Origin of the sequence: Pedobacter sp. 22226, from assembly GCF_052045455.1 — a bacterium.
In the GTDB taxonomy this organism is placed as follows: domain Bacteria; phylum Bacteroidota; class Bacteroidia; order Sphingobacteriales; family Sphingobacteriaceae; genus Pedobacter; species Pedobacter jeongneungensis.
Map to the genome: position 1 here is coordinate 686,757 of NZ_JBQEPB010000001.1, position 15,161 is coordinate 701,917.

Here is a 15,161-nt window from a genome sequence, read left to right on the forward strand (position 1 = left end):
GCTGGTAATCCTGGGGCATTGTCCCCAGGCTGCTTTCATTCCTCTTTAAATATTAACCTTTAAGTTTTTCCTTATATGCAATCGCCGGTAAATCTCTTCCACACTCGATAACCTGCCCTTTTTGGAACAGGTTTTGACTTCTTAAGGATAAACTACCGCATCAATACGTTTTTCTACCAATTCATCCTTTAACCTGCAGTTGGTATAAAATTCTTCATAATAAGCTTTGATCACAGCTGCCATTGGTGTTGCGAGTAAAGCCCCTGTTAAACCAAAAGCCGTACCCATCGCAAGTAATAAGAACAGGGAAGACATCGGATGGATGTTCATTGTGGATGAGCGGAGTTTGGGCATCAAAAAATCCGAAACCAGTTCGTTAAGCAAAAGAAAAAAGACCAGGCACCAAAAGGCTGTTCCAGGGCTCACCGAGAGTGCCACCAATGTGGGCGGAATAGCCATAATATAAAAACCAATTTTAGGGATTAATTCCGAAAAAAACGCCAATGCAGCCCAAACCAAAGCTCCGGGTACATTCATCAGTGTGAGAAAGCCATATACTACTACTGCTTCGATCGCGCCACCAATCAGGTTCGACTTCATCCAGCCAATAAGCATTACCGAAGTGTGTTTAAGTGCATCTTCAGCCTTTTGGCGCTGATGAATTGGAAAAACCGTGACATACAATTCCACAATAGGCCTGGGATTACCCACAAAAAACACCACCATACAGATAAAAACAATAAACACGAATACATTTCCAAGCACTGAAAATGAAAAATTTCCAATACCCATTACAGTATTACCTATGGAAGGAATAGCAGAAGATACCGACATGCCGCCTTCTCTGATTTCCTTCTGCAATTCAGGAAATTTAGCTAAAACCTTATCAAGGTAGCCACTAACAGATGCGTAATATTTAGGGATATTTCCAATCAGCACATCTAACTGATCGCTTAAATGAGGCACAACCATCCAGCCAAGTAAACCCATTGTGGCGAAGATCAGCACAAAAACAATCATCGAAGCAAGCCAGCGCTTTATTCCTTTTCTTTCCAGGCGACTAACCGGAGCATTGATGATAATGCCCAGTACAACCGCAAAAATACCGAGTAAAAGCACACTGAGTATTTTATATAAAAACCAGAGTAAAATGATCAGCCCGGCGACATACAGCACAATGGAGGTTGCCGTTCGGAAAAGGTTGTTGCTTCTTTTAATATCCATACCAACCTAACTTATAAAATCCATCAAAAGTTTTTAAAGCAATTACAGATTTTTAATAGTATGGATGTGAAAACGGATATATGCCTGGAAACGAAGGGTAAGCTTGCAGCTAACCTTGGTATTTAATCAACTAAATGGATAATACCCAAAACCGCAAACATTTTAATAAATCTGCTGTTGCAAGGAATATCACCTTTATCAATCACCACCATGCAAAAAGATACATCAATAGCCAGCCTGATCAATAAAACAGTTGTAATCACCGGAGCATCAAGTGGGGTTGGACTGGCTACAGCTGAGGCTTTTGCCAGGGCAGGATGCAATGTCGTGCTGGCATCCAGGGGAGTAGATGCACTTAACCATGCTGTTGATTTGTGCCAAAGCCTCGGCGCAAATGTAATTGGAGTACCTACCGACGTTTCAGACGAGTCACAAGTCTCAGCGCTAGCGGATCGTGCACTTTCCCTAACCGGGCAGATTGATTTTTGGGTGAACAATGCCGGGGTGATGGCCAGCGGTAAATTTGAAGAAATCCCGATTGAGGTAAGCCACCAGGTAGTGAAAACGAATTTATTAGGCTATCTCAACAGTGCGCACACCATCATTAAAATTTTCAAACAACAGGGACATGGTGTGCTGATTAACAATGTATCCATAGGTGGGTTTATGCCTGCACCTTACAGTGCGGTATATTCTGCGACAAAATTTGGAATCAAAGGAATGATGGAATGTCTGCAGGGAGAACTCTCCGGCGAGGCCAAGATACATATCTGTAACCTTTACCCACAGATTCAGCGTTCTACCGGCAACATGCATTCGGCGAAATATTCGGGACTGGACTTCAAGATTCCGCCGTTTGCTGCTGATCCCCGCGATACGGCAGATCAGCTGCTCAAGCTTGCTATCCACCCCAGGAAAGATAAATTCCCAGATTTTACTTCTTGGGCACTTAAGGCCATGCATGGCATTTTGCCAAGGGCAATGGTTAATACGGCCTCATCGGGTATGCGTTTATTAATGGAAATTAAGCAGGGTGAATCGACAAGCGGAAATGTGCTTGTCCCATCAGGCCCACCGCATCAGATCTACGGAGAGACGTTGATTCCAATGCCATCGAAGAAAACAAAATTAGTATTGGGGCTCGGGATCGCACTCGGTCTGGGATTGTTTTTGATCTCAGGTAAAAAAAGTTAAATAGCTAAAGTTATAAATTTGAATAGCGAAAAAAATCGCCAAATAATAGTCAGTTATTTAAACTTTAATGTCTATCCATCTTGCCTTTTAATCAAAAACACATACTGGAATTCACACACGTTTGAGAATTTTCGAAAAACCGCCTGTTTCGACTAATTCGTCTACTAATTGGTTTTTATTCGAGATTGTGATTGCCTTTAACGGTATTGATGATCGGTAAATTATCAACAGCATGGGGAAATAACTACAGATATTAATTCAATTCTTGTATTGTAATTTTTTAGGTGTAAATAATTGACTTTAAGATGTTTGTATTTTATGCATTGGCCAATAACGTTTTTGTTTTAGTATGTAAAACCTTGCTTATGATATCATAAACAAGGTTTTTATTTTTACAGGCTTTCATTTCATTGCTTACATTGGCAAATTGTTCTGAGTATTTTATAATTCAGGAAGAAAGTCTGAAAATACCCTGAAATTTTTTTTCTGATTATTAATGTGGTTTGCTTTTGTTAGCACTTGTTTTTTTAAGTGGCAGTAGGGCCATTTATTTAGACAATAGGGCATGGGTCTGACAAAGTAAAACATACCTGCAGAACTGAATTAATGAAAAACCGCCTCGCAATTACTGATGAAACAGTCTCCTTTATTTTTACCTTAATTCAAGATAAGGAAATACAGGATATATGACACGTAATAGGTAGCTGGATAAGTTGCAATATATGACCATAAAAAAGTATTGAGCCCCATTATCCGTCCAATACCAACATGTAGACAAACGCCAAAAACCAGGATAAACATGCAAATATGTGGGGGGAAGAGAAACGAAACGGATAATAAACAATCTCCATATACAACCATTATGCCCAAAACCTTTGCTACTGATCGGCTTTTTTGTGTAATTGCCAGTACTTTTTTATTGCCATAAGATGATGTTTTTAAAATATCGGTTACGTATTCCCCATTGTACCATCCTATCTTCTGCATTTTCAGAAAACCAGAAGTGCCATAAGCTAATGCGGCCTGGGCAGCTATAAAAAAGAGTGCGCAAGACATGCTGGTTACGGTATTGATAACATTTGCAAACAATAGTACGATATAACAAACTGTGGCCATTTGATCCGAACCATCGTTGCTCTGAGAATTTCTGATCTGCATCAGGAGGTTTATGACTGTAATCAGCAATAAGGGTATCACTGCCGATTGGTGTAACCAGACAATCGGTATCAAGGCTATAGCGCTCAAAAGCCGGAGGATGAGCACAAATAGTACATTGGGGTACTTACAAACGAAATCAAGCTTTAATTTTCTGACATAAACAGCTAACTTTGGGCCTAAACGCTGTAAATCCCAAGCCATTAAGCCATCTTTTCTATAAATTCTATAATACCTCAGTAGTTCCCCAGTTGCAATAATTGTCTGTATCGCCAGGATGATTTCTACCGCGTAAATTAAAATAAAAGCGTTATACTTCATGGTTCTCTTTTTTTATTTGAAAATGCCAATCTGAAATTAAAACCAAACGGGGTTTTGAGGCCGTATCAAATGTTTGTTCAGATACGATTTTAAACTGCATACCTCTGCTGTTAACATCGTTGTTTTTGTCCTGGAGGTAATTTAGGAGGTGACGGTACGAAATACTCCTTGGTATAGCCCTTGGGCTCTGGGAATGCTGCAACTTAATAATCCTTCTTACGTAAGTATTGAATGATTTTCTGGTCCGCTTATCAGGATACCATAACACAGATAAGACTGTGCGCTCGGAAAAAAACGATATCCTTTTCCATTCAGTAGTCTTTAATGACGGTTTGATGAGCCTGTACTCCAAATGAAAGTCTCGCCGGATGGGTACTGGCGCAAAAAAACGGTAGTTTGGAATCAGGTGGAGGATTCCCTGCCCAAAAATTTTTCTGATTTTTTCATTGTACTGGGAAATGCAGGAACATACCCACCAAATAAACAGTAGTAAAGCAAAACCGTAATCGATTATATTCTGTATGCTGATCATTTAATTTAATGATTATGTATAAAATATTTATATTGTTGCTGCCGGCAGATCAGCCCTTAACTTCATAGGTGATGGTATCGTTGGATACAAACGATACGAGGCGACCTCTTCCCCCTTTCGGCATCTCTTTACTTTTTACCAGCCTAAACCTGCATGCATCAGAACAGACAAATTTTATAGTTTGAGAGATGAGTGACATGGAGAAACTCCGGCCCGGACAACTTCGTTTGCCCATACCAAAGGGCATGTATTTGAAGCCTTTTGATGCATCGGGCTCTAAAAAACGTTCTGGATAAAACTTATGGGGGTTTTTCCAGATGCTGTCATTGCGGTGCAGATCAACCACAGGTATCATAAATTCGGTCGCAAAACCATTAGGATGCTGTTTATCACTATTTTTATTAGTCTGTTCGTAACCAAACTGGCGGAAAGGTGGATAGAGCCTTAACACCTCCATTACAAAATAGCGGGTAAATGCAGGGTCGCTGTGGATCTTTTTCTGATAACTGGGGCGTGCGGCCAAGCAGAGTAGGGCAGATCCCATTGCCGACGCCAGGCTAAAGGAAGAAACTAGCATACTCGTAATCTCTCCCCTGAACTGTGCCTTTGTGATCTTTCCAGATAATCTTAGTTCTTTCAGCGTTGCGAACCATGAATCTGGCTTGGGCAATGTAAAATCCAGTACCATTTGTTCCAGTTTTACCGAAATACGCTTCATATACAATACTCTCTTGAAAAACAAATTATCGAAGAGCCAACGCACAGGTCTCAATAATGGTAAATGTAGCCTAAAAGAATACATCAGTCCCTCTAAAACCAGTGGACGTGATCCGTGCGGAAATTTGGTCTGTGTGATATAATCTTCTAATGGCTTCAAAACTTCTACTTCCAGCATATTTTTGAGCATGATGCGGTAGAGTTCGGGGATCAAGCTGTCTGAAATCTGGATGCTTTTTTGCTCATTTTCAAGTCCATTCACATCAAATAACTTTTCAGTAATCTGTTTGGCAATAGCGGGTACATCTTCATCAATTGGCATGTGTGGCTTTGCAACACGCTTTAACCACATGGCATGCTCATCGTCGCTTACCACAATGGAATGATGGCTTAAATGAAACTCACTAAGCAGGGCCATTACAAAACGCGAACGCGTAAATTGCGTTTTTGCATACGCGGCTATCCTGTCGGGATCTGACGAATACTCAATGCGGTTTTTAAGCCATGGCAGGGAATAGACTTTGCTACTTCCCTGCCATTTTAATGGATTACGCATCTTAAAAATTGATCTTTTCGTTGAAGCGTCGTTTTAACCACCACAGTCTAGCCGAGTGATAAGAAAGGCCAACCATGAAAGCTACTTTTAATATCGCGAAACGGATGGCATAAGGAAGCCGGATCTTAGCAAAGGCGCCAAGGCCGTAAGCATATACTTCATTCACCATATCTACATCTTTAAATGTAGTGGCTTTCTGGTTCACTAATTCTGCGGTTGCGATCCGGTAAAGATCCTTAGCGAGATCAAACTCACCCATTTTGATCAGAACGGTAATCGGGCGGAGATGTTCTGTCCAGAACTGTTGCCACTCGGGTGCAGTTGAGCGTTGAACAATCAAAGGTGCAACCTTATAGTAAAGCTGTACCGAGGCATTGTCCTTACCTGAGGTCATTTTGTTATCGCGCAGATATCTGGCCAGTGTTAATGGTTCGCTGTCATCGGCCATTCCGAGGGTATTTACTACTGCTGTTGTCAAAAAGCATGGACCTGCAGCTTCTGGCTCAGCTTCCGGTTCTGCCTCTGGTTCTGCTTCAGGCTCTGGCTCTGGCTCCGGTTCCGGTTCCGGCTCTGCCTCCGGTTCCTGTTCTGGTTCCACCTCTGCTTCGGCTTCTGCACCTACGGCTTCGCCCCCTGGGTTATCTTCAGGGTTAAATTCCTGAGGATCTTCAACAGGCCTGTTTCCCGGATCATCAGCAACCTGCTGGCCCTGAGCCCTTGCATTCTGAATCAGTTCACTAAGATAGTTATAACCAGCTGTAGCCAATTTTTTAATAATCTCAAAAGCTACCATGCCGGCCACACCAACACCGATCATAATACCAACTTGTGCCCACTCATTTGTTTCTTTCTGTGGGGGCGTAGGCGGCGGCGGAGGGGTTTGCCCTAAATTACCGTAAACATTTGGGCTGCTTGGCCTGGTTGAACCAGTTTGGTAAAAATAACCAAAGAAGTTTGGCCCTTTGAACGTACTACCTGCCATTATGGGGAAATACGTCCACTGCATGTAGATTAATAAAGTATTGTTTCCGATGATGCAGTTGAAGTAACTGGTAAAAGGACCAAATACGGTTGTTGATGCTGCTGTTCCCTGGAAGGTTACCGTTGAGCCATCTGAGGAAATGTTTAAGGTTGCACTCGTTGAAGTATTGAGCATGCAGGAGTAATTGCCTGCCCAGATACTGGGAAGATCTACTGTTGCTGGTGCAAGTGCTGCCACTGAGGAATAAACACTTCTGCGCCCGCTTGAGGTAATGGCACTACCTCCATTGGTCGGATTAAGGGACACTACAACATTAAAGTCTGTTGTAGGGGTGTTATTATAGTTGACCACGCAAGAGGAGAAGGTTATTGTACCGTTAAACGCAAAGGAAGAAGATGTCATCACCAAAAATTCACCTGAATTGTTTTGAAAAGCCGAAGATGAGGAAATATCAACCAGCGCACCTGTTGCCGCTGTAGCAACCTGCAGCTTCCAACTTCCCTTGCCATTATCATATATCATAATCAGAATACTTGAATTACCCTGAGCATCGAATGTTTGATAAGTTCCGTAAAGGATAGAGGGTAGATTTCCAAAAGGTGGGTATGACGGGGTTGAACTTTTCCCACTGCTTACATCAGTATAGCTGCCTCCAACAACAGTATTGATGGCACTGCTTACCTGATCAGTGGTAACTCCTGTATAGCCAGATTTTGTAATGTAGGCCTGCACAGCTGCATCGGCCTGGGCAGCAGTTCCGCCACTTGCGAGGGCGCTATAATATGTTTCCTGCAATACAGCAGTATTCCCTTGCTGTATCAAACCATTAAGGAAGTCGTTAGCGCTGGTAGGCACTATATTTTGACCTGCGGATGTTTCCGTCTCATTTTTCATAATTTGGGATTTGAGAATGTAAAAGATGATTTTAAATATTTTTTCGAAGAACTATCCTGCAGGTTTCGTCCTTCATTGTACTGTTTGATCAAAAGACAAATTAGGCAGTTTATAAATACTTTCCAATACTTATTTATTAGTATATTTAAAAAGTCTAAAAAACAACTAATAAGAGTAAAAAATCCTCGGTTTAGTTGTTAAAATAGTATTAGGATGAAATTTATCATTATTTACCTGTCAATCTCAAAATAGCACGCTTTAAAAAAAAAATATTAAATTATAAAAATAAGAAGACATTAACGTATTATTTACCTACATAATCTGCTATGCATGTTATTAAGGTTTTGGTGCAAAATGGCAGATATGAGAAAGAGGATGTCTCAAAGGATGGCTTCTTTTTATTGTGTGTTTTAAGTTATGGGCGACACCGGTATTTAAATAATACGATTTTAACCTGGTGCAGTCACATCCGACTAGCCTGAAAGAATTGGTATTGGTCAATCACCTGCATGCATAGTGAAAAAGGTTATTGACGAGATTAACATCCATCCGATTAACCGAATAAATTCAAGGTGGATAGATAACCTTTGGTAAACATACGGTTTACTAGAGGATTGTCGAATTGCAAGCTAAGAACAATCAAAATGAGTAACTTCATTTAAACAGGTAAAAATTTAGGTTGGATGTCCGGCATGCAGAAAGAAATTTTGGCATAAACCCACCTATTGCTTTTTCGCACTTTTTCATTTATTCCGTTGCTTATTTTGCTTTAGCGGTTAGCAAACCAGTGACTGCATCATAATTAAATCAAAATAATATGGAAAAATCAGTTTACCGGCTCGTATAGATCTAGATCGGCATAGTATCGGGAAAGGAAGTGCTGGAAAGCTTAAAAATGGTGAAATATTACCAGCTTTCTATTCATTTCCTGAAGATTGTAATTCTACCAATTATTAGACTTTTTATTGAACAATTAACGCCCAACTCTCCAGCATAGGTTACTGTGCTAGGGCTAAATAGGTATAGGGATAAGCCTTGCGGTTGTGGGGAAATGGAAAATAATAAGATCGGTGGTTTTGATATTTCAGACAAAACTTTATCCGGTAAACGATGTTTCAAATAGACAGATTCCGTCAAATAAGAAATAACTGAGATTATGGATAGCAGCGTAAGTACAATAAAGAAAGAAAATGATTATTACCGTGCACAGTTTCTGGATTCACACCGAAGTCATCTTAAAGGGGATCACAGCATGACCTTCATTGTAAAAGAGGGAACAGATTTATTGAAATTCGCCAAGGCGGCAAAGGCAGTATGGGAATCCCTTGGAGATTATCCTTCAAGCTTTACGGGCTTTGTACGTATCCCGGGGGCAACGCTTTCGCCACATTTAAATATGAAGGCGCACTCGCTTTTTCTACTGAATTCAGGTAGTCCTATCAAACAATGATTTTGTTGTACAGTTCACTTATAAGTATATCTTGCCAATGGTAGTGTTTATGTATGCATGGCCAGCAATTTGGTTCGAAAAAATCGTTTAAAAATCTTTTAGTTCAATCAATAACTCCGGCTTTTTGATAATTGTAGCAAACAAGTTCGGAAAGATTTATAAATAAATTTTATTTTGTCGCACGGAAAAATGAAAACATGCAACATTTTTTTGTTCTATAACTCGTTTATTGCAGTAATTAAACTTTTTAATTTCAATGAAATATGCTGATTTTGAAATGTTTTTTGTCTCTATTTCCAGACAGATAAGGTATTGATTTTCAGTAGGTGTAATTTTTATTGCTGCTTATTTGGATGTTATTTTAATAATAAGCTGATTATCAATATGTTTTAATTGCTGCACATGCAAGTAATCCCTATAACTATTTCAATCGCTTAATTTAATGCATTGATTATTAGTAATATATAATTACTTCACCTATCAGCTGCCCGGTCCTGCCATATCTTTTCGCTAAAACAAAAATTAGAACAGAGATACCTGGGAGAAGGATAACTGCGTGTACGAAATAAAAATCCTTACCGGAATCAAACCTACAAATACACTTCAGAGCGGAATGCGTTGACTGCTACTTCTTAAACCATCTACACCCATTAAAAATTATTTTATATATTCGTTTTATAATCGTCTTTACGACATTTAATTTAACCAGATTTCAAATTTTATGAGCATGTGTGTTTAAGGAGCTGAACCCTTAGGATACGCAGACTAAACCTGATCTATATGAGCGCGCTAAAGTGTACCAACCTCTTTTTTTCTCTTTGCTTAATGGCCAGCCTGTTGCAGGCACAGGAAAAAACCAATTACAAATTTGATTTCGGCACAGGAAAAGTTGCTAAAGGTTATACCGCAGTTTTACCAGCTGATGTTTACAGCCAGGAAAAAGGTTATGGTTTTGATTTCGGTTTAAAAGTTGAAGGCCTCGATTATGGAGGTAAGAATTTTTTAACTTCAGATCTGGTTAAAAGTGATCGGCCGTTTTATTTTTCAGTAGCCGTTCCCGAAGGCAATTACAAAATCACAGTTACACTCGGCAATCCGAAAGCACCGGCATTAAGTACAATAAAAGCAGAATCGAGGAGGCTGATGCTCGAAGATGTGAAAACTGCTTCTGGACAATCGGTTACCAAAACTTTTATCGTAAATGTTAAAGATAAACACATTGCAGGTGGGCAGCTTGTTGCGTTAAAGCCACGCGAGCTCACCAAACTCGATTGGGATGATAAGCTGACATTAGAATTTGATCACCAGACTGCATTGCAGGCACTCGAAATTACGAAAGTTGATGATCAGGTTACTGTTTTCTTGGCAGGAAACTCTACAGTAGTTAATCAGGATGACGAACCCTGGGCATCCTGGGGGCAAATGATTCCGCGTTTTTTTAAACCAGGTGTTGCCATTGCCAATCATGCCGAATCTGGTTTAACATTAGGTTCATTTTTAGGGAGCAAACGTTTAGCAAAGATTTTAAGTGTGATGAAACCCGGCGATTACCTGTTTATCGAATTCGGGCATAACGATCAAAAAGATAAAGGGCCGAATGATGGTGCCTATAAGTCATATACTGAAAGATTGAAAACTTTTATTTCGGAAGTAAAGAAAAAGGGTGGAATTCCGGTTGTTGTTACTTCAACCAGCAGGAGATCTTTCGGACCGGAAGGAAAAATTGTAAACTCTCTGGGCGATTTTCCCGATGCTGCACGTAAAGTGGCAGCTGAAGAAAAAGTAGCTTTAATTGATCTGAACACTATGACAACGACGCTGTTTAATGCTTTGGGCGAGGGGCCATCAACAAAGGCATTTGTTCATTATGCGGCCAACAGTTATCCAGGGCAGGATAAAGCATTGGCTGATAATACGCACTTTAATCCTTATGGTGCTTATGAAATTGCGCAGTGTATCATTCTGGGCATTAAAGAACAGAAATTAGGTATTGCCAAATATCTGATTGATGATCTGCCGGAATTTGATCCTGCAAAACCAGATAACCCGGCAAATTGGCATTGGCCGGAAAGTCCGAAAAGTAGTGTACTCAAACCAGATGGTAATTAAGTTTTATAGCAAACGAAAGCATTAAAACCGGTATTGTTTACACTTATTGATTTAACAGTTCTTTAAGTTCTTTTGCTTTGATGGTTAGTATGGTTCCGTGTCGTAAGCCCTTAGGTAAGCTGATTTTTTCTGAAACATCTGTCCAGTTTTTTAAATCGACAGACTGAATAGCACCATATTGATGATCGCGGTATTTATCAAAATAGACCATCCAGGTATGATCTTTTTTTAGGGTAGTAGGGCCTTCGGCCCAGTAATTTCCGGTTATTGCACTTCCAGCCTTGCTGTACGGACCAATCAATTGACCGGCGTAGGCCATCTTGATGTTTTTTTGAGCGGGTTCCCGGGTTTCATCTTTTAAGAACATTACAAAGCCTGAGCCTTCTTTTACAATGGTCGCATCAATTACATTAAACCCCGGATCGTAAAGCAGTTTCGTTTCCGAATAAGTTTTAAAATCTTTAGTGGTAACATAATATATTCTGTGGTTGTAACCACTTTCTTCAGTTGAAGCCGTTTCGTTAAATTTATCTTTAATCGTTGTGGCCCAGTAAATCATGTAGGTTTTAGTGCGGTTATCATAAGTAATTTCTGGCGCCCAGGTGTTTCTTGCACCATCTTCTTTTATCATCACGGGTAAAAATTGTTGCTCATTCCAGTGGATTAAATCCTTCGAACTGGCATAGCCGATTCCTCTATCTTTCCAGCTCACCGTCCACACCATGTGAAATAAACCATCAGCTCCACGGATAATACACGGATCCCGCATCAACTTATCTTTACTTACTGTAGGTGTAAGGAATGATTGATCATTTTTAAGCGCGGTCCATTTATAAGCATCGGTACTGTAAGCCAGGTGCAGGCCATCTTCGCCATTGCCTTTAAAATAAGCAAAAAGATAAATTTCTTTTTCAGACTGTGCATGTGCATTATAAAACGCTGATAACAGTAAGATGGTCAGGTATAACAGTTTTTTCATTTATTTTATTTTTGTTTAAATGCACCGTTCCGTTGCCGGTTTTGCATTTATTTTTGAAAAATCGTAGTTGATTATCTCGTGATAAAAGTAAAATATTTAAAATAATAAACGTTATTTAAACATTTATTTTATTCATAATTCATTTTAGGAGTCATTCTACAATCTTAGCATTAACAGATGGCTTTTAATCTTCCCAAATTATAATTAAGTTACTAAAAGGGTTTAGTAAAGTAACTTTTTACTTGATGTTTAAAATTTATTTTGAGGAAAACCTTAAAATCTTTCTTATAATATATTGTCATCCTAAAAAAGCAGGATACTACAGGATGCAGGTTAAAAATATACTATTTACATTCGACATGAATCAATTAATGGAAGCCACCCGGCTTAAGTTAAGATTCGCTAACCAAATACGCATGATGAGCCTCTTTTTTTTCAATATTCTATTATTGATGATATTTTTTGTGGGTCAGTATATGTGGCGCGGATATCTGTTTCACATGACTAACAAAGGAATATGAACCTCAAAAAATATACGTTGTTTTGCCTTTTAAGTGGATCAGCAATTTGTTGTTTGGCGCAACAAAAAACTGCACCTGTTGCTTCTGATCAAAAATCGGTTAAACTCTTTTTTGAGAAATCATACCTACAGTTAGACCGTAGTTATTACAGCACTGGCGAAGATGTTTGGTTTAGCGCTTATCTGGTAAACGGAAAAAGCAGCAGCCTGACTGCTACGAGTAATAGTTTATATGTGGAGTTGCTTTCGCCCAAATCTGAAATTCTGGACAGGAAAATGATCCGGATAGATGGCGGGCTTGGCAGGGGGGATTTTAAACTGAAAGATTCTATCCCTTCAGGCTGGTATGCCATAAGGGCATACACCAATTGGATGCGGAATTTTGGCGATGATTTTGTGTTTCAAAAACGGATCCACATCAGCAATAACATTATCGAAAATGCTTCTTATTTTACCCGAAATCCAGGCAGTCAAACAGATGCCGCTAACCTGAAAAAATCTATTGCTTTTTTCCCGGAAGGGGGGGCATTGGTTGAAGGATTAACCGGTATTGTTGCTTTTAAAACCAATGATAATGAAGGAAACGGTATAAAAGCCTCAGGCAGCATTATTTCATCGAAAGGAGATACCGTAACCACTTTTCAAAGCACCGAAGCGGGTATGGGCATTTTTGCCTTTGCGCCAAAAGCCAGCGAAAAGTACAGGGTTGAAGGATTTTATGGCAAAGAAAAATTTGCTTCTGAAATGCCCGCAATTCTTAAGAAAGGACTTTCATTACACATTACTACCGATTCTTTAAATATTAAGGCAACCATCAGCGCCAACGAACCCATGTTTAGCGAATTGAAAGACAAATCCGTTTCGCTGGTAATTAAACATGCAGGTGATTTAATTTATTCGGGATCGGTTAAACTGAGTAAAGCTACTTCTTCGGTATCTGTCTCAACAAAAGGTTTTCCCAATGGTATTTCGATCATTACCTTACTGGATGATGCAAACAGGCCCAATTGTGAGCGATTGGTTTACATACAAAACGAAAATAAAGTCAAACTATCCATTATACCAGGCAAGAACAGCTATAAACCGCGTGAAAAAGTGGCTCTTCAGCTAAAAGCAACAGATTTTCTTGGCCAGCCTGCTAAAACTTCATTTTCACTGGCTGCGGTTGACGGGCTGGTTCCGGATGATGGAAATGACATCGTTTCTTATTTAATGCTGCAATCGGAAGTTAAAGGAGAAATTAAAAATGCAGCGCAGTATTTCGATGTTAAAAATCCAGCACGTTTAAAACAACTTGACCTATTGTTGCTTACCCAGGGCTGGAGAGATTATATCTGGAGAAAACTGGCCGATTCTGCAATAAAAATCAGTTACCTGCCCGAGCCAGGTATTACGATTAAAGGCCTGGTACGTGAAAAATTGGCCAATAAACCACTTCCGGATATGAATATTACTTTATTTGGAAGCAATTTTAAAGGGAATAAACTGTACACCACGAAAACTGATCAGGATGGGCACTATTTTCTGGATGGATTAAACTGGAACGGCAATCAGGCAATAAAAATTTCATCAAAAGATGATAAAGGGAAAAAAGGTGGTTGGTTACAGATTGATACGCTGATCAAACCCTTAAATCTGCTACCGTTAAAGGTAATTGATGCTGGGATTCCGAATACACTGAATGCGGAAATTGGGAAACGCATGGATTACAACCGTAAGTATAAATTTGGCGATTCAATCTCTTTAAACGATATTGAAATTAAGGCGAATGCTGGTAAAAGGCTAACGTTGTTTAACGAGAGCTTATCAACCTTTGGCTACCCTGATCAGGTGTTTAACATCACTGCTGCCGATTATTCTTACAAAGGGTTGGAACATTTTTTATTAACAAAAGCCAATGGGGCGCAAACAATAGATGATTCGGATAGCACGGGAGGAGAAGGTGTTGCTTTTCTATCAAATGGAAAAAAAGTGCGGCCGCGTATTTTAATCAATAACCGGGAAGATCTTTTCGAGCGCCTGGATTATTATAGCCTGACCATGGATCAGATCAATCAGGTTACGGTGCGGCATTTGGTTAATAATGAAGCTAAAGATGTTTATGTCATCAGCCTTAATTTAAAGGACGAAGCCTTGCGCGGATCAAATTTAGATTTACTCAACATTAATTTAAACGGTTACTATACGGCCAGAACCTTTTATTCACCTGATTACGCTGGTCCGGCAAGCCAAAATAAAGATTTACGCACGACTATTTTCTGGTCACCATCGGTAAAATCCAACCAAAATGGCGAAGCCACGATTACCTATTTCAATGGCGATAACAAAACAGATATTTTGATTAAAGCCGATGGAATTACAGATAAAGGAGTAGCAGTATCAGCCAAAGCAACATATAAAATTCAATAACCATGAATAATCCATTCTTCAACAATCAGGATAATTAAGTAATGAAGATCAGAACCATAACGATTTCATGCCTAATTTTCAGCATATTTTTTTCGGCTCAGCTTTTTGCCCAAAGGCAA

9 protein-coding genes are annotated in these 15,161 nt (G+C 39.6%); 4 read left to right on the top strand and 5 right to left on the bottom strand.

Annotation, left to right across the window (positions count from 1 at the left end):
• Positions 1–141: 141 nt before the first annotated feature.
• Positions 142–1,224 carry an AI-2E family transporter gene (locus ACTJKC_RS02965; RefSeq protein ID WP_344851215.1) on the bottom strand — a complete coding sequence of 361 codons (1,083 nt, stop codon included), beginning with the start codon at positions 1,222–1,224 and terminating at the stop codon, positions 142–144.
• 177 nt (positions 1,225–1,401) lie between these two features.
• Between ACTJKC_RS02965 and ACTJKC_RS02970 the strand changes: the two genes are divergently transcribed.
• Positions 1,402–2,418, top strand: a complete 1,017-nt coding sequence (locus ACTJKC_RS02970) for an SDR family NAD(P)-dependent oxidoreductase (protein ID WP_440790142.1) — start codon at positions 1,402–1,404, stop codon at positions 2,416–2,418.
• 657 nt (positions 2,419–3,075) lie between these two features.
• Here ACTJKC_RS02970 and ACTJKC_RS02975 read toward each other — a convergent pair.
• The 3 genes from ACTJKC_RS02975 to ACTJKC_RS02985 all read right to left on the bottom strand — a co-directional run bounded on the left by ACTJKC_RS02975 (position 3,076) and on the right by ACTJKC_RS02985 (position 7,575).
• Positions 3,076–3,894 (bottom strand): hypothetical protein, encoded by an 819-nt coding sequence (locus ACTJKC_RS02975; RefSeq protein WP_440790144.1) that lies wholly within the window; start codon positions 3,892–3,894, stop codon positions 3,076–3,078.
• A 581-nt stretch (positions 3,895–4,475) separates the two neighbouring features.
• The gene (locus ACTJKC_RS02980) at positions 4,476–5,699 is read right to left on the bottom strand and encodes a cytochrome P450 (protein WP_440790146.1); all 1,224 of its coding nucleotides are present in this window, start codon (positions 5,697–5,699) and stop codon (positions 4,476–4,478) included.
• Position 5,700: 1 nt separating this feature from the next.
• On the bottom strand, positions 5,701–7,575 hold the full coding sequence (locus ACTJKC_RS02985; RefSeq protein WP_440790148.1) for a hypothetical protein: 1,875 nt from the start codon (positions 7,573–7,575) through the stop codon (positions 5,701–5,703).
• Positions 7,576–8,731: 1,156 nt separating this feature from the next.
• Here ACTJKC_RS02985 and ACTJKC_RS02990 point away from each other — a divergent pair.
• On the top strand, positions 8,732–9,025 hold the full coding sequence (locus ACTJKC_RS02990) for a hypothetical protein (RefSeq protein ID WP_440790150.1): 294 nt from the start codon (positions 8,732–8,734) through the stop codon (positions 9,023–9,025).
• Between the two features lie 780 nt (positions 9,026–9,805).
• Positions 9,806–11,134: a rhamnogalacturonan acetylesterase gene (locus ACTJKC_RS02995; protein WP_440790151.1), complete on the top strand. Its 1,329-nt coding sequence runs from the start codon at positions 9,806–9,808 to the stop codon at positions 11,132–11,134.
• Between the two features lie 43 nt (positions 11,135–11,177).
• On the opposite strand, the gene ACTJKC_RS03000 is transcribed toward ACTJKC_RS02995, so the two are convergent.
• A complete protein-coding gene (locus tag ACTJKC_RS03000; RefSeq protein ID WP_440790153.1) occupies positions 11,178–12,113 on the bottom strand; it encodes a glycoside hydrolase family 43 protein in 936 nt (311 codons plus the stop codon).
• 517 nt (positions 12,114–12,630) lie between these two features.
• Between ACTJKC_RS03000 and ACTJKC_RS03005 the strand changes: the two genes are divergently transcribed.
• Entirely contained in the window at positions 12,631–15,042 is a 2,412-nt protein-coding gene (locus ACTJKC_RS03005; protein ID WP_440790154.1) for a hypothetical protein, read from the top strand.
• Positions 15,043–15,161: the final 119 nt, after the last annotated feature.

Excerpts from the sequence above, each read along its gene's own strand:
- ACTJKC_RS02965 (WP_344851215.1), bottom strand. The coding sequence starts at position 1,224 with ATGGATATTAAAAGAAGCAACAACCTTTTCCGAACGGCAACCTCCATT.
- ACTJKC_RS03005 (WP_440790154.1), top strand. The coding sequence starts at position 12,631 with ATGAACCTCAAAAAATATACGTTGTTTTGCCTTTTAAGTGGATCAGCA.
- ACTJKC_RS02980 (WP_440790146.1), bottom strand. The coding sequence starts at position 5,699 with ATGCGTAATCCATTAAAATGGCAGGGAAGTAGCAAAGTCTATTCCCTG.
- ACTJKC_RS02990 (WP_440790150.1), top strand. The coding sequence starts at position 8,732 with ATGGATAGCAGCGTAAGTACAATAAAGAAAGAAAATGATTATTACCGT.
- ACTJKC_RS03000 (WP_440790153.1), bottom strand. The coding sequence starts at position 12,113 with ATGAAAAAACTGTTATACCTGACCATCTTACTGTTATCAGCGTTTTAT.
- ACTJKC_RS02995 (WP_440790151.1), top strand. The coding sequence starts at position 9,806 with ATGAGCGCGCTAAAGTGTACCAACCTCTTTTTTTCTCTTTGCTTAATG.
- ACTJKC_RS02975 (WP_440790144.1), bottom strand. The coding sequence starts at position 3,894 with ATGAAGTATAACGCTTTTATTTTAATTTACGCGGTAGAAATCATCCTG.
- ACTJKC_RS02985 (WP_440790148.1), bottom strand. The coding sequence starts at position 7,575 with ATGAAAAATGAGACGGAAACATCCGCAGGTCAAAATATAGTGCCTACC.